This window comes from Phenylobacterium sp. GW821-FHT12F10 (assembly GCF_058806695.1).
In genome coordinates this window covers 1-23745 of record NZ_JBXAPY010000002.1, presented here as the reverse complement: position 1 = coordinate 23745, position 23745 = coordinate 1, and the positions used below count along the sequence as shown (strand labels likewise).

Annotated in this window: 17 protein-coding genes and 1 pseudogene; 6 read left to right on the top strand and 12 right to left on the bottom strand. The window is 70.6% G+C overall.

Going from position 1 to position 23745, the window contains the following annotated elements:
• The first annotated feature begins 113 nt into the window (after nt 1–113).
• The 3 genes from AC1RN5_RS12565 to AC1RN5_RS12555 all read left to right on the top strand — a co-directional run bounded on the left by AC1RN5_RS12565 (nt 114) and on the right by AC1RN5_RS12555 (nt 5050).
• Nucleotides 114–1586, top strand: a complete 1473-nt coding sequence (locus AC1RN5_RS12565; protein ID WP_493041506.1) for an amino acid permease — start codon at nt 114–116, stop codon at nt 1584–1586.
• A 78-nt stretch (nt 1587–1664) separates the two neighbouring features.
• On the top strand, nt 1665–4055 hold the full coding sequence (locus AC1RN5_RS12560; RefSeq protein ID WP_493041505.1) for an ATP-binding protein: 2391 nt from the start codon (nt 1665–1667) through the stop codon (nt 4053–4055).
• A gap of 68 nt (nt 4056–4123) precedes the next feature.
• Nucleotides 4124–5050, top strand: coding sequence for an aldo/keto reductase (locus tag AC1RN5_RS12555; RefSeq protein ID WP_493041504.1), 927 nt, complete (start codon nt 4124–4126; stop codon nt 5048–5050).
• Between the two features lie 112 nt (nt 5051–5162).
• On the opposite strand, the gene AC1RN5_RS12550 is transcribed toward AC1RN5_RS12555, so the two are convergent.
• The 12 genes from AC1RN5_RS12550 to AC1RN5_RS12495 form a co-directional block, all read right to left on the bottom strand.
• Nucleotides 5163–5657: a MarR family winged helix-turn-helix transcriptional regulator gene (locus AC1RN5_RS12550; protein ID WP_493041503.1), complete on the bottom strand. Its 495-nt coding sequence runs from the start codon at nt 5655–5657 to the stop codon at nt 5163–5165.
• 19 nt (nt 5658–5676) lie between these two features.
• The gene (locus AC1RN5_RS12545; RefSeq protein WP_493041502.1) at nt 5677–6993 is read right to left on the bottom strand and encodes a 2-hydroxyacyl-CoA dehydratase subunit D; all 1317 of its coding nucleotides are present in this window, start codon (nt 6991–6993) and stop codon (nt 5677–5679) included.
• A gap of 5 nt (nt 6994–6998) precedes the next feature.
• Nucleotides 6999–9308: a CaiB/BaiF CoA-transferase family protein gene (locus AC1RN5_RS12540; protein ID WP_493041501.1), complete on the bottom strand. Its 2310-nt coding sequence runs from the start codon at nt 9306–9308 to the stop codon at nt 6999–7001.
• Entirely contained in the window at nt 9305–10423 is a 1119-nt protein-coding gene (locus tag AC1RN5_RS12535) for a 2-hydroxyacyl-CoA dehydratase (protein WP_493041500.1), read from the bottom strand. Before AC1RN5_RS12535 ends, AC1RN5_RS12540 begins: the two co-directional genes overlap by 4 nt.
• Before the next feature lie 2 nt (nt 10424–10425).
• Nucleotides 10426–11730 carry a TRAP transporter large permease gene (locus tag AC1RN5_RS12530; protein WP_493041499.1) on the bottom strand — a complete coding sequence of 435 codons (1305 nt, stop codon included), beginning with the start codon at nt 11728–11730 and terminating at the stop codon, nt 10426–10428.
• Nucleotides 11720–12211, bottom strand: coding sequence for a TRAP transporter small permease subunit (locus AC1RN5_RS12525; RefSeq protein WP_493041498.1), 492 nt, complete (start codon nt 12209–12211; stop codon nt 11720–11722). Before AC1RN5_RS12525 ends, AC1RN5_RS12530 begins: the two co-directional genes overlap by 11 nt.
• A gap of 72 nt (nt 12212–12283) precedes the next feature.
• Nucleotides 12284–13402: a CapA family protein gene (locus AC1RN5_RS12520; protein WP_493041497.1), complete on the bottom strand. Its 1119-nt coding sequence runs from the start codon at nt 13400–13402 to the stop codon at nt 12284–12286.
• A gap of 9 nt (nt 13403–13411) precedes the next feature.
• Entirely contained in the window at nt 13412–14434 is a 1023-nt protein-coding gene (locus AC1RN5_RS12515; RefSeq protein WP_493041496.1) for an aromatic ring-hydroxylating dioxygenase subunit alpha, read from the bottom strand.
• Between the two features lie 143 nt (nt 14435–14577).
• The gene (locus tag AC1RN5_RS12510; protein ID WP_493041495.1) at nt 14578–16260 is read right to left on the bottom strand and encodes a CocE/NonD family hydrolase; all 1683 of its coding nucleotides are present in this window, start codon (nt 16258–16260) and stop codon (nt 14578–14580) included.
• A 66-nt stretch (nt 16261–16326) separates the two neighbouring features.
• On the bottom strand, nt 16327–19023 hold the full coding sequence (locus AC1RN5_RS12505) for a TonB-dependent receptor plug domain-containing protein (protein WP_493041494.1): 2697 nt from the start codon (nt 19021–19023) through the stop codon (nt 16327–16329).
• Nucleotides 19024–19294: 271 nt separating this feature from the next.
• On the bottom strand, nt 19295–21211 hold the full coding sequence (locus AC1RN5_RS12500; RefSeq protein ID WP_493041493.1) for a methyl-accepting chemotaxis protein: 1917 nt from the start codon (nt 21209–21211) through the stop codon (nt 19295–19297).
• Between the two features lie 232 nt (nt 21212–21443).
• On the bottom strand, nt 21444–21713 hold the full coding sequence (locus AC1RN5_RS12495) for a hypothetical protein (protein WP_493041492.1): 270 nt from the start codon (nt 21711–21713) through the stop codon (nt 21444–21446).
• Between the two features lie 88 nt (nt 21714–21801).
• On the opposite strand from AC1RN5_RS12495, the gene tauD reads away from it, so the two are divergent.
• From tauD to AC1RN5_RS12480, 3 genes and pseudogenes are all read left to right on the top strand, one after another.
• Nucleotides 21802–22680, top strand: coding sequence for a taurine dioxygenase (gene tauD, locus AC1RN5_RS12490; protein WP_493041491.1), 879 nt, complete (start codon nt 21802–21804; stop codon nt 22678–22680).
• A complete protein-coding gene (locus tag AC1RN5_RS12485) occupies nt 22677–23075 on the top strand; it encodes a hypothetical protein (protein ID WP_493041490.1) in 399 nt (132 codons plus the stop codon). The genes tauD and AC1RN5_RS12485 overlap by 4 nt, the downstream gene beginning before the upstream one ends.
• 96 nt (nt 23076–23171) lie before the next feature.
• Nucleotides 23172–23745: pseudogene (locus AC1RN5_RS12480) on the top strand (hypothetical protein); the annotation flags it as partial.

The following is a 23745-nucleotide window of genomic DNA, read 5'->3' as shown; positions in this document are numbered from 1 at the left end:
CCGCCCGGCGCCGCCAAACCGGGCCGAGGCGGGCGCGAGGCCGTCGCCCTTAACCTTCCGGTTGCAGGCGTTTCGGAGGCGCGCATTCTGACCCCCTCAACCGGGGGGCGATCATGACCGAGGTGAAGGAAGCGGGCGTCAGCTACGAGACCGTGGGCGCCGACTATTTCGAGCGGCGGGGCCTGAAGCGCTATGCCGGGGTCTTCTCCCTGTGGGCCCTGGGGGTCGGGGCGGTGATCTCCGGCCAGTTCTCCGGCTGGAACCTGGGGATGGGGACCGGCGGCTGGGGCGGCATGCTGGCAGCCACCGCCATCATCACCGCCATGTATCTGGGCCTGACCTATTCCATCGCCGAGATGGCCGCGGCCCAGCCCCACACCGGCGGCGCCTATTCCTTCGCCCGGGCGGCCATGGGGCCCTGGGGCGGGTTCATCACCGGCCTGTGCGAGAACGTCGAATATGTGCTGACCGCCGCGGTGGTCTGCTTCTTCATCGGGACCTATCTGTCGGCCATCTTCGAGACGCCGCCGGAATTCCAGCCGGTCTACTGGATCGGCGCCTATCTGCTGTTCGTGGGGATCAACGCCGCCGGGGTGGCGCTGTCCTTCCAGGTCACGGTGGCGGTGACCCTGCTGGCGCTCGCCAGCCTCGTGGTCTTCTGGGTCAGCGCCTTCCCGCAGGCCGACTTCCTGAAATACGCCATGAATGTGGGGCCGGGCGGCGTGGTGCTTCCCGAGGGCCATGGGCCCTTCCTGCCGGCCGGGATCGGCGGGGCGCTCGCGCAGCTGCCCTTCGCCGTCTGGCTGTTCCTGGCCATCGAGCAGCTGCCGCTGGCGGCCGAGGAATCCCACACCCCGCAGCGGGACCTGCCCAAGGGCATCCTCGCGGGCATGTTCACCCTGATCGCCTCGGCCCTCCTGGTCCTGTGGCTGAACGCGTCGATCCCGCCCGGCACCGCGGGCCTGTCGAAGTCGGGCCAGCCGATCCTGGACGGGTTCGCGGTGATCTATGGCGGGGGCCTGGCCAAGGCCCTGTCGGCGGTGGCGGTGGCGGGCCTGGTGGCCAGCTTCCACGCCATCATCTTCGCCTATGGCCGGCAGATCTATTCCCTGTCGCGGGCCGGCTACTTTCCCCGGGCGCTGTCGGTGACCCACGGCGCCCGCAAGACCCCCGACCTGGCGCTCGCCATCGGCGGCCTGGTGGGGCTGGCGGTGATGCTGGCGGTCTGGTTCGGCCTGGGGGCCGAGAAGGGGGCGGCGGTGATCGGGGGGGCCCTGCTCAACATGGCGGTGTTCGGGGCCATGTTCTCCTACGTCATGCAGGGGCTGAGCTTCATCCTGCTGCGCCGCAAGCTCCCCGACCTGCCCCGGCCCTATCGCAGCCCGCTGGGGGTGGCCGGCGCGGGCCTGACCGTCGTCATCGCGCTGGTCACCATCGTCTACCAGCTGAAGGACCCGATCTACCGGACCGGCGTCCTGGGGGTGGCCATCTGGTTCGCCGTCGGGATCGCCTATTTCGCCCTGGTGGGCCGCCACCGGCTGGTGCTGTCGCCGGAGGAGGAATTCGCCATGTCCAAGGCCGGCTAGCGGTCGCCGCGCCCAGGTCAGGGACCGATTCCGCGGCCGACTTTCCCCTTTGTTCATTCCCGGCGGCGAGTATTAAGCATGGGAAGGATCGCTGGCTTCGAGGAATTCGCCCCCAGGATGCAGGCCGACCTCGACACCCGTCTGGCCAAGATCGCGCGCGCCAGCGCCAATGGCATGATCCTGCTCGACCGCGAGGGCCGGATCGACTGGGTGAACGCCGGCTTCACCGCCATCTGCGGGTTCAATCAGGAGGAGGCCCGCGGCATGACGCCGTGCGCCCTGCTGGAGAGCCCCGACACCGATCCCCAGACCCTGGCCGACATCCGCCAGGCCATCGCCGAGGCCCGGGGCTTCCGCCGCGAGGTGCAGCTGCAGGGCAAGGCCGGCCGCCGGTTCTGGATCGACCTCGACGTCCGCCCGACCTTCGACGCCGACGGCGTCCATGACGGCTTCGTCTCCGTCCAGACCGAGGTCACCTCGGCCAAGATCCTGGAGACCCGGCTGAAGGCCACCTCCACCTCCCTGCGCTCGGCCGGCCACCTGGCCCAGCTGGGCGGCTGGGAGGTGAACCTGCGCAGCGGCGAGGTCCGCTGGAGCCCCGAGATCTGCGAGATGCTGGGCCGGCCCCGCGCCGTCGACACCCTGCAGGGCTCCCTCGAGATCTATCCGGACGGCGCCCGGGACGCGGTGCGCGAGCACCTGCGCGCGGCCATGCAGAGCGGCGCCCGCATCGAGCTGGACTCCCCCGTGCTGACCGCCGAAGGCCAGGAGAAGTGGTTCCGCATCGTCGGCGAGCCCGAGCTGGTGGACGGCAAGTGCGTGGCCATCCACGGCGCCATGCAGGACATCACCGCCCAGCGCCTGGCCCACGCCGAGCTGCTGGAATCCGAGCGCTTCGCCCGCGGCGTCATCGACGGGGTGGCGGCCATGCTCACCGTCATCGACGAGACCGGCGCCATCATCGCCGCCAACAAGGCCTTCAAGGCCGCTGGGGCGGAGATCACCAAGACCGAGACCTACGCCCTGGGCCGCAACCTGTTCAGCGTGGTGGAGCGGCTGCCGGGCGCCCACGGCAAGGCGCTCAGCCGGGGCCTGCGCAACGTCCTGGCCGGCAAGACCGAGTCCTTCATCCGCGCCTACCAGGCGGTCAGCGGCGAGTGGTTCCGAATGACCGCCGCCCGCTTCGCCGGCGAGGGGCCGGTGCGCTGCGTGGTCATCACCCAGTCGGTCCAGGACCTGAAGCGGTCGGAGCGGCGGCTGCGGGAGCTCAACGCCAACCTCAAGCGCGCCCGCGACGACGCCAACGCCGCCAACGCCGCCAAGTCCGCCTTCCTGGCCACCATGAGCCACGAGATCCGCACGCCGCTCAACGGGGTGCTGGGGATGGCCCAGGCCATGGCCCGCGACGAGCTGCCGCCGCAGCAGCGCGACCGGCTGATGGTGATCCGCCAGGCCGGCGAGACCCTGCTGGCCCTGCTCAACGACCTGCTGGATCTGTCGCGGATCGAGGCCGGCCGCCTGGAGCTGGAGGATTCCAGCCTCGACGTCCTGCAGCTGGTCCAGGGAGCCCAGGCCACCTTCACCACGCTGGCCACCGAGAAGGATCTCAGCTTCACCGTCCAGGTGGCGCCGGAGGCCCGCGGCGTCTGGGCCGGGGACCCGACCCGGGTGCGCCAGATCCTCTACAACCTGGTCTCCAACGCCGTGAAGTTCACCGGCTCCGGCGAGGTCAGGGTCGGCGTCTCGGTGGCCGGCCCGCACCTGGTGTTCCAGGTCGCCGACACCGGCCCCGGCATCGATCCCGACCGCCAGGGCGCCCTGTTCCAGAAGTTCGTCCAGGAGGACACCTCCACCACCCGGCGCTTCGGCGGCTCGGGCCTGGGCTTGGCCATCTGCCGAGAGCTAGCCACCCTGATGGGGGGCGACATCCAGGTCGCCAGCCGCCTGGGGGAGGGCTCGGTGTTCACCGTGCGCCTGCCCCTGACGCGGCTGGGGGACTCCGAGCCCCACGCCGTCCGCGACGAAGCCTTCGAGGCCCCGCCCCTGCGGGACGGCTCGGCCCTGCGCATCCTGGCGGCCGAGGACAATCCGATGAACCAGCTGGTGCTGCGCACCCTGCTGGCCCAGGTCGGAGTCGAGGTGACCTGCGTCGACAATGGCGAGCTGGCGGTCGCCGCCGCGGCCAGCGGCGACTGGGACGCCATCCTCATGGACGTGCAGATGCCGGTGATGGACGGCCCCACCGCCACCCGGCTGATCCGCCAGTGGGAGCAGGCCGAGGGCCGCCGCCGCACCCCGATCATCGCGCTCACCGCCAACGCCATGGCCCACCACGAGGCCGAGTACGCCGCCGTGGGCATGGACGTCCTGGTGCCCAAGCCGCTGGAGCTGGAGCGCCTGCTGATCGCCATCCAGACCGTGCTGGAGGCGACCGACGCCGAACCCCAGGCCGCGGTGAGTTGCGGCTGAGCTAGCGCGGCCGCGCAATCCGGTCCTATGTTCCCCGCATTCACACAAATGCATTTGGGAGCGGCGACATGGAACAGCGGCGATTGGGAACCAGCGGGCTGAAGGTCAGCGCCATCGGCCTGGGCTGCAACAATTTCGGGATGCGGATCAGCGCCGAGGAGACCCAGGTCGTGGTCGACGCGGCCCTGGACAACGGCATCACCTTCTTCGACACCGCCGACGTCTATGGCGGCACGAAGTCCGAGGAGTTCCTGGGGGCGGCCCTGAAGGGCAAGCGCGACAAGGCCGTGCTCGCCACAAAGTTCGCCATGGGCGAGAACGCCGGCGGTTCGCGCCGCTATGTGGTGAGCGCCGTGGAGGCCAGCCTCAAGCGCCTGGGCACCGACCGCATCGACCTCTACCAGATGCACCGCGCCGATCCGGACACCCCCATCGAGGAGACCCTGAGGGCCCTCGACGACCTGGTGCGCGACGGCAAGGTCCTCTACCTCGGCAACTCCAACTTCACCGGCTGGCAGATCGCAGACGCGGACTGGATCTCCAAGACGCAAGGGTTGGAGCGGTTCGTCTCGGCCCAGAACAACTACAGCCTGCTGGAGCGCAATGTGGAGCGCGAGGTGCTGCCGGCCTGCGAGAGGTTCGGCCTGGGCTTCCTGCCCTTCTTCCCCCTGGCCTCGGGCCTGCTGTCGGGCAAGTACAGCCGCGGCGAGGCCCCGCCCGAGGGCACCCGCCTGGCCGCCTGGGGCCCGCGCGGCGCCGCGGCCCTGAACGACAAGAACTTCGACCGGATCGAGAAGCTGGACGCCTGGGCCAAGGACAACGGCCACACCCTGCTGGAGCTGGCCTTCGCCTGGATCCTGGGTCACCCGGTGGTGAGCTCGGTGATCGCCGGCGCCACCAAGGTCGAGCAGATCGTCGCCAACGCCAAGGCCGGCGACTGGAAGCTGACGCCCGACCAGGTGGAGGAAGTGACCAAGCTGGTGGGCAAGGACTGACCAATATCGTCATCCCGGACGGCCGTCAGGCCGATCCGGGACCCAGGGGCCGTGCGCACCGCCCCTGGGTCCCGGCTCTCCGCTGCGCTGCGGCCGGGATGACGGCGGTTGACTAGATCTCCTCGTCGGCGAAGCAGGCGACGTAGAGCTTGTCGAGCAGGCTGAAGAGCTGGGCGCGTTCGTCCTTGTTCAGCGCGACGTGGATCTTGGCCTCGTTGATGACCGCCACCTCGCGCAGGTCCTCCAGGGCCTTCTCCCCCACCGGGGTCACATAGAGGGAGTGGCGGCGGCGGTCCTCGGTGGAACGCTGGCGCTCGGCCCAGCCCAGGCGTTCCAGGCTGTCGAGCAGGGCCACCACCGTGGCCTTGTCGAAGCCGATCTCGCGGGCGAGCGTCGTCTGGGACAGGCCCGGATTGGCGGCGATGAGGGCCAGGGCGCTGAACACGCCGGGCCGCACCTCCTTGCGGTTGATGCGATCGATGAAGGACCGCGACAGGTGGTTCTGGATGCGCCGGATGCGGAAGCCGATGATGTCCTTGAGCACGCCCAGATCGACGTCGGCGGGCAGGTCGACGACCGGCGCGGCCTTGGGGGAGACTGGCGGCATGGGCGGCTAACTTTCAGCGCTATTCGCGCGCGGCGGATGTCCGTTCCTTGAGGAAACGGGCGACATCGTCAACCATTCTCTCGTGGCTCCATTCCGTCGCGTCCACCATGTCGGCAGGCATTTCGTAGACTGGCACCCCGGCCTTTTCGAGGGCCAGCTTGGTGAACTTGGTGCCGGAGACCGAGAGGCGATTGGTGGTGGGCTGCAGGATGACGGCGGCGTCGATCTGGCAGGCCTTGGCCTCCGACACCATCCAGTCGTTCATCCATGGCGGCAGGTGCAGCACCTCGTTCATGCCGCAGATTCGGCTGGCCAGGGCGCGGAGCGGATCGTCGAGATTGTAGCGGATGTACTTGGCGCCGGTGAAGGGCAGGTACATGGACCAGACGAAGACCGCCCCCAGCCGCTCCTCCAGGGCGTCGTAGAAGCCGGGGTCGTGCCAGAGGCCGGCGCCGATCCACATCAGCCGGATCTTCTCGGTCCTGGCGACAGACGCCCCGGCCTCGACCCGGGCCTTCACCTCGTCGCGGAACAGACGGGCGTGCTCCACGGCCCAGTCGGCGCCGCGATGCCACTGGGGGATCATGGCGTTGGGCATCTGCTCGGCGATGCCGACGGGACAGGGGATGGTGCGGGTGGCCAGGTGGGCGGCCTCCTCCATCAGCTCCTCCTGCTCGTTGATCCTGTGCATCAGGGCCAGCAGCTTGCCGTTGTCGAAGGTGCGCCCGGTCTCGGCCTCCAGGAAGCGGATCAGGCCCTTCATCTCCTCCACCAGGAGGTCGATGCGCTGGGCGGTGTAGACCTCGTCCCACTCCAGCTTGCCCTTGGTGAACCACTGGCCGTCCTTGTGCTCCCAGCCGGGCGCCTCCAGGGGATAGAAGCGCGAGCCGAGCGCCTCGGCCCAGAGGGAGAAGACCCGCTGGATGCAGTCGCAGGTCAGCCGGGCCACCAGGACGGTGGGCCGGGGCAGGCCGCCCCAGGGCGCCTTCTCCGGATCGTTGTCCAGGGTGCAGGCCAGGCCCAGGGAGCAGTAGCGGCAGGAAGAGGCGGGGAAGCCCTCCCGCTCCATCACCTCGAAGTAATAGGGCGAGAGCTGCTTGGCCGAGATGTAGGCGGCCCACCACTGGTTGGTCACCATGGGGATGTCCATCACGTGGAAGATCTCGTGCGGGGTGTCGGCCTGGACGATGGCGAAGGGCTCGCCCTTCTCCACGACGCGCTCCTGCAGCTCCTTGACGAACTCCCGCTGGAAGCGGGTGGCCAGCGCCGTGGAATTGAGCCGCTTGCTGGAGCGTTCGCCGGTCTGGCGGATCATGTCGTCGGTCTTGTCGGTCATGGCGGCTACTCGAAAAGCTGGGCGGCGGCGAGCTCGGCATAGGTCTCGGCGGAGAGGCCGATGAGGTCGCGGCAGATGGTTTCGTTGTGCTGGCCCAGGCCCGGCGCCGTGGTCATGAGGGCGGGGGTGCGGGAGAGCTTGTAGGGCAGGGCCTGGTGCTCGAAGGCGCCCAGGACCGGGTTGTCGAGGCGGGTGAGGAAGGCGCGTTCGCGGAGCTGCGGGTCACGGTCCACCAGGTCGGCGCAGGTCTGGACCACCCCGGCGGCGATCCCGGCGGCCTGCAGCCGGGCCATCAGGCCGTAGCCCTCCTGGCCCTGCGTCCAGGCGGCGATCGTGTCGTCGCTGGGCTGCGCGCCCATCAGGCCCGCAAGCCTTGCGACCGCGGCCTCGTCCTGCGCGCTGATGGCGATCCAGCGGTCGTCCCCGGCGGTGGGATAGACCCCCTGCAGCCGGACCGCGCGGTCGGCGTTGCCGGTGCGCTGGGGCGGGCCGTCGATCTGGGCCTCCAGCATGGCGCCGGCCATCTGCTGGACGCAGATCTCGTACATCGAGGCGTCGATGTGACACCCCTCCCCCGTCCGGCGGCGGTGGTCGACGGCCGCGGCCAGGGCGGCGGCCATGTAGGGGGGCAGCAGCAGGTCGCCATAGGGCACGGCGCTGGGGGTCACCGGCGGGCGGTCGGGCCAGCCGGTCATGAACAGGCGCCCCGAAAGCGCCGCGCCGGTGCCGTCGACCCCGGGGGTGCGGGCGAGCGGGCCCGTCTGGCCGTAGATGGAGCCGCTCAGCATGATCAGGTCGGGGCGGCCCGCCTTGAGGGTCTCATAGTCGAGGCCCAGGGAGGCCATGGTGCCCGGCGAGAAGTTCTCCACCACCACGTCGGCCCAGGCGATCAGCGGGTCGATCACCTCCCGCCAGCGGGGGTGCTTCATGTTGATCCGCAGGCCCTGCTTGGAGGTGTTCATGTGGATGAACCAGGGCTTGTCGTCGAACTGGCCGGCCTTGGAGGCCGCCACCTGGACGTCGATGCGCGACAGGCAGGGGCGGGTCGAGCTCTCCACCTTGATCACCGTGGCGCCGTAGTCGGCCAGGTTCTTGGTGGTGACCGAGCCCACCAGGGCCCAGGAGAAGTCGAGGACCTTCAAGCCCTTCAGCGGCGGCTCGTGGCTGGGCTTGGCGAGGCCAGGCGCGGTCGGCGCGGCCCGCCACCCGGCCAGGACCTCGGCGGTGTGCTGGCCGATCTGCGGCGCGGTCCCGACCGAGAGCTCGCCCGCCCGGATGAAGGCCTTGGGCGCCACCACGTCGCCGGCCTGGGCGAACAGCTGGCGGGCCAGGAGATGGGGGTCAGCCAGGACATCGCCAGGCTCGTTGGCGACCGTGGCGTTGATCTCGCGCCGCGCGGCGACCTGCGCCTTCGTCCGGGTCTGGAAGAAGGCGTCCATCGCCGCCTCCCACTGGGCGCGGGTCTCGGGGGCGATGGTGGAGCGGTTGTAGGTGGGCCAGTCCACATCGGCCATCGGGCAGTCGAACCCCGCCTCGGTCATCCAGGCGCAGAGGGCGGCGTTGGGGGCGGCGCCGGCGCGGCCGGAGGCCAGGCTGTGGAAGGCGTAGCCGTCGGCCAGCTGCCAGATGCAGCGGATCCTGGCCATGCCATAGGCGATCTGGACCCCGGTGCGGGGCAGCAGCTTGCGGTCGAACTGCCAGGCGAGGATCCCGTTGGTGTTGCGGCTGGCCGCCACCTCCTGGACCGAGACATCGACCTGTTGCCCCAAGCCTGAGGTCGCTCTCTCGACCAGCGCGAACAGGGCGCCGGCGGCGGCCGCGCCGTTGGCGTGGAAGACGCAGGCGTCGGCGGCCTCCTTCACTGGGGCGCGGTCGGGATAGCCGGTGACCGCCAGGGTCCCGCCGAGGGCCGAACAGACCAGCTCGCCGCCCGCCCAGTCGGCATAGGGGCCGGCCGAGCCGAAGGGGGTGATGGAGACGGCGATCAGGCCGGGATTGGTCTTCGCCAGCGTTTCGTGGTCGAGGCCCAGGGCCGTCCGCCGGGCGGCCGGCAGGGCGTCGATGAGGATGTCGGCCTTGGCGGCCAGGGCCTTGAGATCGGGCCCGTCCAGATCCAGCACCACCGAGCGCTTGCCGAGGTTGCGCGCGATCCAGGCGGGGTCGGCGCGGCCATGGGCATCGGTGCGGGCGGGGTCGCCGCCGGGGGGCTCCACCTTGACCACGTCGGCGTCCAGGGTGGCCAGGAACCGGCCGCAGGCCGCCCCCAGGCCCCCGCCCAGGTCGAGGACGCGATAGCCCGCGAGCAGGCCGCTCATGCCGGCACGCGGGTCGTCAGCCCACCAATGAAATTGGCCAGCAGGGGCGCGAGGGATGCGGCGTCGGGATGGTGCGGCTGGCCCTCGAAGCAGAGGGTGGCGATCCCGTGGGCCTCCAGGGCGCGGCGCTGCGCCGGGTACTCCCAGGTCAGGGCCTCCTCCTCCGCGTAGAAGTTGAAGATCACGCCCTGCGCCCCGCAGGCCCGGGCGAAGTCGGCCAGGGGCTTGGGCGACTGGGGGAAGGTGCGACTGGAGGCCACGTCGCGATGATAGTGGGCCGCCAGGGCCCGCAGGGAATCGGGGCCGGCCTCGACATCGGGGCCGATCATCGGCTCGCCGAACTCGTGGAAGTCGCCTGTCACCCGCCCGCCGACGGCCTCGACGAGGGCGTGCAGGGCCGGTGTGTCCAGGGGGCTGCCGGCCAGCACGATGCGGGGGGCCCGGGAGACCGGTCCAGGGGCGGCCAGGACCTGGGCCAGGGCCGCATCGAAGGCGGGTCCGGCCATGGCGCCCCTGCCTGCGAAGACGCTGTTGGCCTGGACGCCGGTGATCCGCCCCTCGCGGCGCAGGGCCACCAGGCCGCGCATCGCCGCGCGGCGGGCGTTGGAGTCCGCGATGGCGGCGGTGAGGCCGGCGCCGGTGACGGCGGTCCCGGTGACCCTCTCCAGGGCGGCCTTCAGCTCGCCGATACGGCTGAAATTGTACTCGGCGCTGGAGTACCAGGGGGTGTGCAGCAGGTCGAAGAGCAGGGGCTCGGGGACGTGGGCCTCCCCCATCCGGCGGACCTCGCAGAGATAGTAGTAGAGGCGCTGGACGGAGTCGGAGGTGCGCGGCAGGACCACGGCGTCGAGGAAGTCGTAGCGGCCGGCCAACAGGCCCTCGAAGACGGCCCGCACGATGGGGTCGAACAGGTCCTCCATGTAGCGGTCGCCGAGCGGCGTGGCGTCCGCGCCGGCCGCCAGCTGCAGCGGGAAGGCGCCCGTGGCGGCGATCAGCTCGGTGGGGCTGGTGTTGGTGAGCCAGCCCACCACCTTGCCGCCGGCCGCCTTGTGGGCGCGGGCGGCGGCCTCCCGGTCGGCGAGGGCGGCGACGAAGGGCGAATAGGCGTCGGCCATCATCAGGCTCCGAGCAGCTTGGGCAGGAACAGCGCCATGGCCGGGACCGCCACGATCAGGGCGACGTGGGCCAGGTCGGCCAGCAGGAAGGGCACGATGCCCTTGAAGATGGTCATCAGCGGGATGTCGCGGGCCAGGTTGTGGATGACGTAGACGTTCATCCCCACCGGCGGGTGGACGAAGCCGATCTCCATGGTCCGCACCATCAGGATGCCGAACCAGATCGGGTCGATGCCCATCTGATGGGTGATGGGCAGGAAGATCGGAATGACCAGGGTCATCATGGCCAGGCCGTCGAGGAACATGCCCAGCGCCAGCAGCAGGATGACGAAGGCCACGATGACGCCGAGCTTCGAGAGGCCGGCGTCGGCGATGGCGCCGCTGATCAGCTCGCCGAAGCCCGTGGCGCTGATGAAGGTCGAGAAGATGATGGCCGCGATGATGATGGCGTAGATCATGCCGGTGGTGCGCAGGGTGTCGCCCACGGCCTTGGACAGGGCCGGCAGGGTCAGGCGGCGGCGCCAGGCGCAGATGGCCAGCGCGCCGACGGCCCCGATGCTGGCGGCCTCGGTGGGGGAGAACCAGCCCGCCGCGATCCCGCCGATCACCAGCAGGACCAGCAGGCCCACATCGATCAGGCCCTTGAGCGAGGCGATCCGTTCGGGCCAGGCGACGCGGGGGCTGGGGGGGCCCATGGACGGGCGGACTTTGCAGATCATCCAGATGACGGCCATGTAGAACAGGGCCTGGGTCACCGCCGGGATGATGGCGGCGGTGAACAGCCGGCCGATCGATTGCTCGGCCAGGATGCCGTAGACGATCAGGGCGGCGCTGGGCGGGGTGAGCGAGCCGATGGTGCCGCCGGCCGCCAGGGCCCCGGTGGCCAGGGCCGGCGAATAGTTCCGCTTGCGCATCTCCGGCAGGGCCACCAGGCCCATGGTGGCCACGGTGGCGAGGCTGGAGCCGGAGATGGCCCCGAACCCCGCGCAACCGACGATGGAGGCGAGCGCCAGGCCGCCGGGCTTGTGGCCGATGAACTTGGCCGCCGAGTCGTAGAAGTTCTGGCTGGCCCCGGCGGCGAAGCACAGGTGGGCCATCAGCAGGAACAGGGGCAGGACGCCGAGCTCGTACTTCGACACCATGTCGAAGGCCACCACCCCGGCCTTGATGAGGGCCGCCTCCGGCGAGATCAACACCGCCAGGCCCGCCATTCCCACCACGCCCAGGGACACGGCGATGGGGGCGCCGAGCGCCAGCAGGACCAGGAGCGCGACGACGCCCAGGACGCCGATCATGTCAGGGCTCAAGGACGGCCTCCGCGGGCTTGGGGCGGAAGACCTGGATCAGGAACAGCAGGGCCGCGGCGGCGCAGGCGCCGCACCAGAGGAGGCGCAGGGGGGCCAGGGGCAGGTGCAGCAGGTCGGTGCGCTCATCGCCCGGCAGGGTGTCGGAGAGCAGCCACAGCCCGCCGAGGGCGAGGCCGGCGAAGAACAGGGTGGCCAGCAGGGCGGCCAGGCGGGCCAGGACCCGGCGCGGCCCGGCGGGCAGGCGCTCGGTGATCACATGGACGGCGGCATGGGTTCCGGCGAGGGTCGCCCCCACCAGGGCGGCCGAGGCGGCGATCACCACGCAGACCTGGACGATCTCGATGGCGCCGGCGAAGGGCAGGCCGATGTGGCGGCCCACCACGCTGAGGAAGTCCACGGCCATGGCCGCGAACAGGCCCACGCCGCCGAGGGCGAAACAGACGGCCGCCGGACGGCCGAGCCTGTCCTCTCCCTCCGCCACCTTGCCACTCCCAATTCGTTTGTTTGTTATATCGTTTGTTGAGTAAACGGTTTTCGGCAGGCCGTGTCAACGTCAGGAGAAGGTGACCCGATCGCCGTCCCAGGCGAAGCTCGTCCTCAGCCCCGCCGCCGCGCCGATGCGCGCCACATAGTCCACCACCGCCTGGCCGCGGGGGTCGTTCCCCAGCACCTGCGGCTGGCCCGTGGGGGCCATCCAGCCCGGCCGGAAGCCGGCGCTCACCGTGCCGTCGTCGCCGATCGCGCAGTCGGCCAGGATCAGGTTCTTGGCCTCCGGATGGAAGGGATAGAGGGGATAGTCCGGGTCCGGCTCGAAGCCGAACACGGCCTTGCGCCGGATCGCCCAGGCCTTGCGCTCGGGGCTGTCATTGCCCTCCACCGACAGGGCCCGGGTCACCACCACGAAATTGCCCAGGCCGTGGAAGATCGGCTTGCCCTTGTAGGTCTCCACCCCCTGGATGACGTGGCCGTGGGAGCCGGTGACGATGTCGGCGCCGGCCTCGATGGCGGCGCGGGCCACGGCGCGCTCGTACATGGCCAGGTGCGACGGCGTGTGGACCACGCCCTTGTGGAAGGCGACCACCAGGACGTCGACCCGGGGCCGCAGGGCGGCGATGTCGGCGGCCATGGCGTCCACCGTATCCGGATCGGCGAAGGTGTAGACCTTGGCCGGGCCGCCCGGATTGGCGCCCTCCGGCTCATAGTGGCTGATGATCTTGAGATAGGCGCAGCCGGCGCGGCGCTCGGCCGCCCAGCCCTCCCTGGGCCCCACGCAGTTGTAGGAGAGCACGCCGACCTTCAGCCCGCCGCGTTCGACGATGGCCGGCGTCCGGGCGGCCGCCAGGTTGGCGCCGGCGCCGGTGGTGGCGATCCCCAGGGCCCGCAGGCCGTCGACGGTGTCGGCGATGCCCTCGGCGCCCCGGTCGTGGATGTGGTTGCCAGCCAGGGTCGCGATGTGGAACCCGGCCCGGCCGAGGGCGGCGAGGTTCTCCGGCGGGGCGCCGGGGGCCGGGATGTCCCCCACCGACTCCGTCCCGCGATCGGTGTGGGGCACCTCCACATGGCCCACCAGGATGTCGGCCTGGGCCAGGGCGTCCCGGGAGAGGTCGAAGAAGAAGTCGGCCTTGGGTTCGTCCAGGACGAGGTCGCCCACCAGCATCAGTCTCAGGGTCATGGGTTCAGCCTAGGCCGTGGCCGGGGCCGACTCCAGGGCCGCGCGCTCCATCAGCCGCCGGGCATGGGCCCCGCCGGCGTCGATGGCCAGGGTCACCAGGCGCAGGTCGGGGCGCAGGTCGATGTTGCGCTGCTGGGCCTCCAGCACCACCACGTCCTCGTCGAAGACGCCCGCCTGGCTCTGGCGCATGCGCTCGGTGAGGCCGGCGTCGCCGACGTCGAAGCTCCGCGCCATGCCCCAGTAGTAGCGGCAGGTGGTCTCGCTCTCCGGGGTCATGAAGTTGACCACCACCCCCTCGACGCCCTGGGAGCGGTCGCCCTCCGGCGCCCCCGTCCCCACCGGCGCCACGCCCACCTCGATGGTGACGGCCGACGGCAGGGCGAAGTGGCAGATCTGCCAGCGGTCCACCAGGCCCTCCTTGCCCAGGAAGGTGCGCCAGAACGGCGGGGCGTCGATGCCCCTCATCCAGCGCTCCACGACGACGTGCTCACCTTCAAGGCGCGTGTCGATGGGCGCCTCGACGATCTCCTTCTGGCCGATGGAGGACGGGTGGACATAGGTCTCGTGGCTGAGGTCCATCAGGTTGTCGACAAGCAGGCGGTAGTCGCAGGCCACGGCGTAGACGTCGCCGTCGAAGGTCCAGTCGGGGTGCTCGCAGAACCAGAAGTTCGGGATCAGGGCGGGGTCGGCCAGGGCCTGATCGCCGATCCACACCCAGACGAAGCGGTAGCGCTCCACCAGGGGATAGGCGCGGGCCGAGAGCCGCGGCGGCGCGTCCTGGCCCGGCATCTCCACGCAGGCGCCGGACCCGTCCACCACCAGGCCGTGATAGCCGCAGCGCAGGTTGTCGCCCTCCACGGTCCCCAGGGACAGGGGCGCCAGGCGGTGCGGGCAGAAGTCGGCCAGGGCCGCGGCCGAGCCGTCGGCCCGCCGGTACAGCACCACCTTCTCGCCGCAGATCGTGCGGGCGAGCGGCTTGCGCCCGACCTCCTTGTCCCAGGCGGCCACGTACCAGCGATTGCGGATGAACATGGCGCGGCCTCCCAGATAGGTCGAAAAGTCAGTTTGTATGTTCTACATACTATTTACGGACGGCGCGGTCGGGTCAAGCGTGCGAGCAAAAATCCCGTCATCCCGGGCGAGGCGTAGCGGAGACCCGGGATGACGCTGGGATGCTACTTCACCACCGGCAGGCTCACCGACGACTTGGCCAGCACCGTCAGGGTGGGCGCGGGCGTGAACCGCGGCTGGGCCCGTTCGCGGTAGTCGGCGCCGGCCACGGTGATCTGGATGCGATGGCCGGCCTTGAAGACATAGGAGGCCGCCAGCAGGTCGAAGGTGACCTGGGCCGGCTCGCCGGACTTCAAATCCTGCGCGTCTTCTTTCCAGCTGCGATGCCAGGGAAGGCCCAGCAGCGGCCAGGGCGAGGGGTTGAGCCTGCGCAGGGAGGCCTTCTGGCGGCCGTCGGTGACCACGGTGACCGTCCCGTCCGGGGCCACGTCCTCCAGGAAGACGAAGAGATTGGCGTCCGGCGCGCTCGAGGTGATCCAGAGGTCGGCGATGGGGTGGCCGGTGATCTCGGTGTCCGCCTTCAGCGGCGCCTGGCTGAAGCTCACCCCGCCCACCGGATGGCAGGAGACCGAGAAGGCGCCCACCGGCTCGGCCGGGCACGGGGTGTCGTAGGTGACGGTGAAGGGGGTTGCGCCCTTGCCGGCCCTGGCCGCCAGCTTGCCGCCGTCGAGGAAGACCGGCGTCGCCTTGGCGGCCGGCAGCGGCCACTGGCGGGTGGCGCGCCATTCCCCGCCCTTGGGACCGCGCATGGTGAAATAGTGCAGCGGGGCGTCGGCGGCGATGCCGGTGTCGATCCCCTTCAGGTGATAGTCGAAGAAGCGCAGCTGCTCGCTCTGCAGGTCGAAGCCCTCGTTGCGGCAATGGCGCCACGGGCCGATCAGCATCCGGGTTCCGGGCAGGTTGGCCATGGTCACCAGGCCCTGGGTGCGGAAATCGTCCAGCCAGCCGCCCTGGATATAGAGGGGGACATTGGCCCGCCTCACCTGGTCGGCCACGGCTCCCAGGCTGACCTCGTACCAGAAGCGGCTCATCACCAGGGTCGAGTAGGAGTCGCGATAGGGCATGCCCTTCATGAGCTCCAGCAGGTTGGTGGAGAGCTGGTGCTCCTCGGCCGCCTGGCGCAGCAGGGTCATGGACTCGTCGCCCTGGACGGGGTTGGTCTGCAGGTCCTGCTCCACCGTGCGGCTGGGGCCGGTGCCGAACTGGGCGATGATGCCGCCGCGCGTATGGCCGTCGAAGCGGTCCCAGGCGAAGCAGCCGGCCCAGGCCGCGGCCAGGTGCGGCGGCCGGGCGCTGATGGCGTGCATCACCGCCTCGCCGGTGTTGGAGCAGCCGAACATGCCCACCTTGCCGTCCGACCAGGGCTGGGCGGCCAGCCACTCGGTGACCTCATAGGCGTCGAAGCCCTCGGTGAGGTCCTCATAGCCGCGCCGGGTCCCGAAGGAGGCGCCATTGCCGCGCCGGGCGACCACGGCCACCACATAGCCCTGGCGGGTCAGGCTCGCGAGGCCCGGCGGCGGCTTGCCGGTCCCGGCCGCGTCGATGGCCAGCGTATTGTGCCAGATCACCGGCAGACGGGCCTCGACGGCCTTACCGTCCTTGGACGGACGATGCAGGGAGACGGCGATCCGCGTGCCGTCGCGCAGGGGCAGGTAGAAGGAGGTGACCACCTCCTCGTCGTAGCGCGGGGCCGGATGATATTCGCCGAAGGCCGCGGCGGCGGCGGGCGAGCCCAGGACCAGGAGGGCGGCGGCGGCCAGCCAGGCCAGGGGGGCTGAAAGGCGCATCGCGGGCTCCACGAGGGAAAGACGGCGGCGCGGCTGGGGGCCGCGCCGCCAGGGGACGGAGGTCGGCTACCAGCTCTTGCTGATCTCGAAGGCCACCATCCGGCCGATGGGTGAGGCGGTCTGGCTGTCCCAGCTCACCGTGCCGTTGAGGACGATGGGCGGATCCTCGTCGGTGAGGTTCTGGGCCGACAGGGTCAGGCGCACCCCGTCCAGGTGATAGGGCGCGGTCTCCGGGAAGGCGTAGGAGACCGTGGCGTCATAGGTGGTCTGGCTGGGCGCCTCGACATTGGGGGTGATGGCGGTGTTCTTGAAGCTGTCGACATAGTTGGCGAAGGCGTTGGCGCTCCAGCCCCCCAGCCGCCAGCCCAGGGCGTAGCGGACCCGCAGGTCCACCGGATTGCCGAAGGTGTCGTTGACGTCGATCTCCGGCGCGCCGGCGGCGGTGCGCCGCTTGACGTTGAAGATCTTGGCCACGTCCACCGAGGCGCTCCACTCGCCGATCCCGGTCTCCATCCGGTAGCCGACATTCACGTCCAGGCCGTCCTGCTTGAGGCTGCCCAGGTTCTGGCGGCGGCCGTCGATGATGGCCCTGATATTGGTCACCGGCTCGGCCGGGTTCTGCAGGTCCGGGCTGGTCATGAAGGTGGCCACCAGGGCGTCGAAGGCCGCGTTGCCGGCGACGTCCGAGGCCGGCGGCCGGCGCAGGGCGTAGGCCCCGTAGACCGTGGCGTTGGTGAGCGCGCTGTTGGGCACCACGTCGATGCGGTTGGTGTAGTCGATCTTGTAATAGGTGGCCGAGACCCGCAGGCCGTTCAGGAACGAGGGGTTCCAGTCCAGGCCGTAGGACCAGGTGGTGGCCTCCTCCGGACCGAGCTTGGAATTGCCGCCGTTGTAGAAGATGCCCCGGGTCGTCCCCGAGCCCGAGGTGGGGTCGGTGAGGTTCTGGATGAAGATGTTGAGGATCTGGTCGGCGCCGTCCACCAGGGACGGGGCGCGGAAGGAGGTGCCGTAGGTGGCTCGCAGGCTGAGCCCCGCGAAGGGCGAATAGACCAGGCCGACCTTGGGGTTCGAGGTGCGGCCGAAGTCGGAGTACTTCTCCACCCGGCCCGCCAGGGACAGGTCCAGGCGCTCGACGCCGGGGACGGCGTTCTCGGCCCCCACCAGGGGGATGAACAGCTCGCCGAACACGCCGCGCACATTGCGGCGGTTGACCACCAGCTTGGAGGTGACGCTGCCGTCGGCGGCGACATTGGTGGCGAACAGGGACTGGCGGAAGCTGTTGTTATGGTAGTCGGCGCCGACGGCCAGCCGCACCTGGCCGGCCGGCAGGCTCATCAGCGGGCCGTCGGCCTTGAGCTGGAAGTCCTTGCTGATCGCCGTGCCGTACTGGTCGCGCTCGCCGTCGATCAGGTTGAGCAGGGCCAGGTTGTTACCCCGGTTGAAGGTCCCGTTGCCGAAGGGGTTGAAGGCGGTGGCCGGATTGGATGACCGCAGGGCGGCCCCCAGCACGACATTGTTCAGCACGCTCTGACGCGACTGGAAGCCGCGATCCACGCCGTGGTCGATCGACCCCTGCATCTGCCAGTCGTCGGTGATGTCGAAGACGAAGCCGACGGCGTTCTGCTGGGAGTTCTCCCAGCCGGTGGAGTTGGGATTGAGGTCGTCGACGAAGCGGTATTCCACCGTCTCGCTGGTGGGCGTCGGGGTCACCCCGGCCGGGGCCACGAACCAGGGATTGGTGTTGGGGACCGAGAGGCTGAACAGGGCCGGCGGGGCGGCCAGGTCGAACTTACGGCGGGAATAGAAGCCCTCGTACCAGAGCTCCAGCCGGTCATCGACCTTGTGGTGGACGTTGAACAGGATGGTGTCCCGCTCCTGGGCGGGCAGCAGGTCGGCGGCGGCGGCCTCGTCATAGCGGTTGGCCGTGCCGGCCACGAGGGCGGCCGGGCTGACGCCCACGCCATTGGTGTTGGGCAGGGCGTAGCGGACGCCGGAGATGACGATGTTGCCGGGCGCGGCGGTGAAGGGCCGGGCGTCGGAGCCGCCGCGGGCGCGGCGATCCTGGCTGGCCCAGGGGCGGTCGGCGCCGGAGAGATGGCTGCGCTCGTTGTGCTCGTAGGCGAAGAAGGCGCTGCCGCCGTCCCAGGTCTTGCCGAAGGTCTGGGAATAGACCCGCTGATAGAGGTCGTCGGCCGCCCCGTAGCGATAGGCGGTCTCGGCCCCGTCGAAGTTCTTGCGCGTGATCAGGTTGACCACGCCGGCCACGGCGTCGGAGCCGTAGATGGCCGAGGCGCCGTCGGCCACCACCTCGATGCGGGCCAGGGCCACGGCGGGGATCTGGTCGATGTCCGACAGCGCCTTGATCACCCCGTTGGGGGCCAGGCGGCGGCCGTTGAACAGCAGCAGGGTGGCCTCCGGCCCGATGCCCCGCAGGTTGACGGTGCGCACCGCCGTGCCGTTGGCCGCCGCGTCCTGGGCGCCGCCGGTGAAGGAGTTGCGCGCCTCGTCGGCGCCGAGGTTCAGCACCACCGGCAACAGCTTGGTGACCTCGCTGGCCGAGGCCACGCCCGAGGCCTTGAGCTGTTCCTGGTCGACCCCGGTGACCGGCGAGCCGGTGGCCGCGATCCCGCGGATCGAGGTGCCGGTGACGACGATTTCGGAGACTTCGCTGGCGTCTTGAGCCCAGGCCTGGCTGGCGAGGCCCGCCGCCAAAGCGATGACAGATGCGCCGAGACGCAGTGAAACTGGCCGCTTCATACCCATGACGCCCTCCCGTGGCGTGTTGTCCCGTCTAAGCTGCGGGCCGATGGAGCTATCGCTCAACCGTTGTCCTGACAATTAGTATGTTCGACAAACTAAATGCACGCAAGCCGCTCGCGAAGCCCGAGCTTCACCATGGGCCAACCGTGGCGCCGGCGCCGCAGTCTCGCGTCGACGGCGCAAGAAAAAGCCCTCCCCCTGGGGAGGGGAAGGGCTCTACGCCTAGCCGCGCATCTGGAGGGGGCGGCGGCTAGAAGGGTTCGTCCGGGAGGACCTAGAACTCCTCCCAGGAGTCTTCGGACGGACGCGCCTTGGCCTGGGCGGTGGCGCGCATCTGCGGACGCGGGGCGTGGGCGGCGGCGGGCGGCGCGCGGCGGGCCGACTGCGGCGCGGCGGCCGCGCCGCCGGTCTTGAAGCGGGCCACCAGCCGGTTCAGCTCCTGGGCTTCCTGGGCCAGGCTGTGGCTGGCGGCGGTGGACTGCTCCACCATGGCCGCGTTCTGCTGGGTCACCTGGTCCATCTGGTTGACCGCGGCGTTGACCTGGTTGAGGCCGGTGGCCTGTTCCTGGGACGAGGCGGCGATCTCCGACACCAGGCCCGAGATCTCGCTGACCTTGTCGACGATGCCCGACAGGGCCTGGCCGGTCTCGCCCACCAGGCGCACGCCGCTCTCCACCTGGCGGGTGGAGGCCGCGATCAGGGTCTTGATCTCCTTGGCCGCTTCCGCCGAGCGCTGGGCCAGCGCCCGGACCTCGGAGGCGACCACCGCGAAGCCGCGGCCGGCGTCGCCGGCGCGAGCCGCCTCGACCCCGGCGTTCAGGGCCAGCAGGTTGGTCTGGAAGGCGATCTCGTCGATGACGCCGATGATCTGGCTGATCTGGGTGGAGGACGAGGCGATCTCGCCCATGGCGGCGACGGCCTCACTCACCACCGCGCCGGAGCGCTCGGCGTCGCCGCGGGCGGCGTTGACCACCGCATTGGCCTGCTCGGCGCCGGCGGCGGACTTCTTCACCGTCACGGTGATCTCGTCGAGGGCCGCGGCGGTCTCCTCCAGGGAGGCGGCCTGCTGTTCGGTGCGGCGCGACAGGTCGTCGGCGGCGCCGGAGATCTCGCCCGCGCCGTTCTGCATGCTGGACGCATTGGCGGCGATCACCAGCATGGCCTCCTCCAGGCCGCTCATGGCGCGGTTGAAGTCGTCGCGCAGCTTCACATAGGCCGCGGGGAAATCGTCGGGCAGGCGGTGCAGCAGGTCGCCGTCGGACAGGCGCGACAGCCCCTCGCCCACGGCCGACACCACATGGGCCTGCTCGGCGGCGAGCGCGGCGCGTTCGGCCTCAGCGCGCTGGCGCTCCTGGGCGGTCTCGGCCTCCAGCCGGACCTTCTCGGCCTCGGCGGTGGTGAGCGCCAGGCCGTTCTCCTTGAACACCTGGACGGCGCGGGCCATGGCCCCGATCTCGTCGTGGCGCTCCTTGCCGGCCACGTGGGTGGACAGGTCGCCGCCGGCCAGCCGCTCCATGGCGTCGGTCATGCCGGCGATGGGGCCGGCGATCTCCTTGCGGGAGATGTACAGCGACAGGGCGCCGATCAGCAGGCCGCCGAGGGCGCCAGCCCCCACCAGCCACCAGAGCACGGCATGGCGGTCGGCGTCGGCGTCGATCGCCGACTGGTCGATATCCTTCTGCTGCTGCTTGGTGAGCAGGGTGACGGCGGCGTCGGCCTTGTCGAAGACCGGGGTCATCTTGTCCTGCAGGGTGGTCTCGCAGTCGAACAGCAGGTGGATCATCCGCTGGTCGCGCAGTTCCTTGTCCAGGGCGACATAGGCGTCGAGGCTCTGCAGCAGGGTGTTGTAGGGGGCGACATGCTCGCCATCGATGAGCGGCTTCATCTCGGTCAGGGCGGCGCGGACCTGGGCCACCTGGGCGTCGAACTCCTTGTTCAGCCCGTCCAGCGCCGCGTCGTCGGTCTCCACCACGCTCTCGTAGGCGATCTGGTGCATGCGGGTGAAGGCGCTGTCGGCGCGGGCGGCCAGGGAATTGCCCTTCACCGGATCATTGACCAGGCGGGAGGTGGCGGCGGCCATCTCGTTGGCCTTGATCACCGCGAAGGCGGTCATGGCCGCGGTGAGGGACAGCAGCATCGCCACGATCAGCAGAATCTTGCCGGGGATGCGGAGGTTTGAAATGAAGCTCATGAAATATGTCCTTGGACCGAGCGCGCACTCGGAATCGCAATCCTGGGTAAAGTGACAGGGTTAAGGCGAGGTGGACGCGCCGACGCCACGGGGCCTGAAGTCCGCATATTCGCCTCCGCGGCGCACGCAGACCGGACGCCGTCCCGCAACGTGCGGCGCCCGACTTAACAGCTCACTTACCGGGATTCAGGGCGCGCACGACAGATTGTCGCAGACAACTATATCCGGCGCGCTAGCCGTCCAGCTTGGCGGGCTTCAGGTTCATCAGGCCGCGGCGTTCCAGCTCGCCGATCAGCTGATCGACCTGGCTGCGCAGCTCCAGCATGCCCTCGGGGCTGAGGATCAGGTAGCCCGACTTGATGATCTCGGTCTCGCCGGTGGCGCCCGCCACGCTGGCCGCCAGGGCCACCCGGAAGACCCCCGACTGGAAGCCCAGGCCCGCGACCTTGTCGGCGAAGATCATCGGCAGGTCGAACTCGGGAAGGCCGGGCGGGCTGGACATGGCGGCAAACTCGCATGATTCCCCGCCCCCGACCCCTGGCAAGCCGGGGCGAGGCGCGCTTAGATGCCGGCGTTAAGGGAGATCAAGGATGGCCAAGTTCCAGGTGACGCCGCTCACCCCCACCATCGGCGCGGTGGTCGAGGGAATCGACCTGTCGCGACGGCTCGACGACGAAGAGCTGGCGGAGGTCCGCGCCGCCCTGCTGGCCCACCAGGTGATCTTCTTCGAGGACCAGCACATCACGCCCGTTCAACATCGCGACTTCGCCGCGAGATTTGGCGCGCTCCATACCCACCCGCTCTATCCGGGCGTGCCGGAGGCGCCGGAGCTGTTCATCCTGGACAACCACAAGGACAACCCCACCGACAACGACAGCTGGCACACCGACGTCACCTTCATCGAGACCCCGCCCATGGCCTCGATCCTCTACGCCAAGCACCTGCCCCCCAGCGGCGGGGACACCATCTGGTCGAACATGAGGGCGGCCTATCAGGCCCTGTCGCCCACCTTCCGCGAGTTCCTGTCGGGGCTCGACGCGGTGCACGATTTCGCCCGCGGCTTCCCGCAGCAGGGCATCGTGGCGGCCGGCGCCGGCGCCGAGAAGCACGCCAAGGCGCTCGCCGCCAATCCCCCGGTCCTGCACCCGGTGGTGCGCACCCATCCCGAGACCGGCGAGGACGGCCTGTTCATCAACTACGGCTTCACCGACCGCATCAAGGGCCTGCGCCGCAAGGAGAGCGACGCCATCCTCAACATGCTGTTCGAGCACATCCAGAAGCCGGAGTTCCTGGTCCGCTGGCGCTGGAAGGACAACGCCATCGCCTTCTGGGACAACCGGGTGACCCAGCACTACGCGGTCAACGACTACCTGCCCCATCGCCGGATCATGAACCGGGCCACCGTGCTGGGGGACCGGCCCTATCACCGCTCGCGCATGCCGGCTGGGATGAAGGCGGCCGCCGCGTGAGCGAGACGCCCGTCACCTACTATCCCGACACCGGCCTTCTCGCCGTCCTGGCCCGGCTGGGGTTCGGCCTCTGCGTGCTGGCGATCTTCCTGGCGGTGATCGCGCCGGGCTGGCTGACCCCCCAGCTGCTGCGTTCCCACTACCTGCAGCACTTCGCGGCCTTCTATGTCGCCGCCTGCGCCGGTCTGGCGGCCATGCCGCGCACCCAGATCCGCCGCATCGCCATCGGCTACCTGGTCTTCGCCCTGGTCCTGGCGGTCGCCCAGTTCGCGCGCGGGGCCAGCCTGGAGGTGGCGGTCCAGAACTGGGTGGCCGACGCCGGCGGCACGGCGGCGGCCCTGGCGCCGGTGGTGGTGGAGCGGTTCCGGCGGATGTTCGCGCCCCGCCCCGCCTGAGGCGCGCGGCGTCATAGAACCGCCGAAGTCCCGGGCGACCTAGGGGGCGGGTCGGGGGATCTGCAGCGCGCCGCCCGCGGCGGCGGGGGAGGTCTCATGTCCCAGGACGAAAACCCGTTTGGAACGCCCCGCGGCGCCTGGGGCCGCCAGCCCCCCACCACCTTCGGCCTCAGCCGGACGATCACGCCCCGGCCGCGGCCTCCCGCCCGGCCCAACCTGATCCGCGCCCCGGCGCCCCGCGCCGAGGCGCCGGCCCCGCGCAACATCCTCAGCGGCGGCATCCTCAGCGGCGGAATGGCCCCCGCCCCGGCGGCACGGCCCGCGCCGGTCGCCGCCCCGGTCGCCCCGCCCCCGGTCGAGGCTCCGGCGCCCGACCGGACCCTGGTGAGCGACTCGGTCCTGGCCCGCACCAGCCAGGCCGCAGGCGCCCAGGCCGGGGGGTCGCGGATTCCGCTGATCGCCGGCGGCGGCGTCCTGATCGCCGCGGCCGCCGTGATCGCCGCCCTGCTGCTGGCGCCCAGGAAGCCGGACCCGGTGGCCGCGGCGCCCGTCCCGGCGCCCGTCGCCGCCCTCCCCGCGCCGCCGGCGGCCGCGCCCCCGCCCGCCCCGGTCCTGCAAGCGCCGCCCGCCAAACCCGCTCTCGCGGCGCCCAGGGCGACCCCTCGTGCGC

Coding starts and splice junctions, on each gene's coding strand:
- AC1RN5_RS12495 (WP_493041492.1), bottom strand. CDS start 21,713: ATGTCCAGCCCGCCCGGCCTTCCCGAGTTCGACCTGCCGATGATCTTC.
- AC1RN5_RS12500 (WP_493041493.1), bottom strand. CDS start 21,211: ATGAGCTTCATTTCAAACCTCCGCATCCCCGGCAAGATTCTGCTGATC.
- tauD (WP_493041491.1), top strand. CDS start 21,802: ATGGCCAAGTTCCAGGTGACGCCGCTCACCCCCACCATCGGCGCGGTG.
- AC1RN5_RS12565 (WP_493041506.1), top strand. CDS start 114: ATGACCGAGGTGAAGGAAGCGGGCGTCAGCTACGAGACCGTGGGCGCC.
- AC1RN5_RS12505 (WP_493041494.1), bottom strand. CDS start 19,023: ATGGGTATGAAGCGGCCAGTTTCACTGCGTCTCGGCGCATCTGTCATC.
- AC1RN5_RS12540 (WP_493041501.1), bottom strand. CDS start 9,308: ATGAGCGGCCTGCTCGCGGGCTATCGCGTCCTCGACCTGGGCGGGGGC.
- AC1RN5_RS12560 (WP_493041505.1), top strand. CDS start 1,665: ATGGGAAGGATCGCTGGCTTCGAGGAATTCGCCCCCAGGATGCAGGCC.
- AC1RN5_RS12510 (WP_493041495.1), bottom strand. CDS start 16,260: ATGCGCCTTTCAGCCCCCCTGGCCTGGCTGGCCGCCGCCGCCCTCCTG.
- AC1RN5_RS12515 (WP_493041496.1), bottom strand. CDS start 14,434: ATGTTCATCCGCAATCGCTGGTACGTGGCCGCCTGGGACAAGGAGGTC.
- AC1RN5_RS12550 (WP_493041503.1), bottom strand. CDS start 5,657: ATGCCGCCAGTCTCCCCCAAGGCCGCGCCGGTCGTCGACCTGCCCGCC.
- AC1RN5_RS12555 (WP_493041504.1), top strand. CDS start 4,124: ATGGAACAGCGGCGATTGGGAACCAGCGGGCTGAAGGTCAGCGCCATC.
- AC1RN5_RS12535 (WP_493041500.1), bottom strand. CDS start 10,423: ATGGCCGACGCCTATTCGCCCTTCGTCGCCGCCCTCGCCGACCGGGAG.
- AC1RN5_RS12520 (WP_493041497.1), bottom strand. CDS start 13,402: ATGACCCTGAGACTGATGCTGGTGGGCGACCTCGTCCTGGACGAACCC.
- AC1RN5_RS12545 (WP_493041502.1), bottom strand. CDS start 6,993: ATGACCGACAAGACCGACGACATGATCCGCCAGACCGGCGAACGCTCC.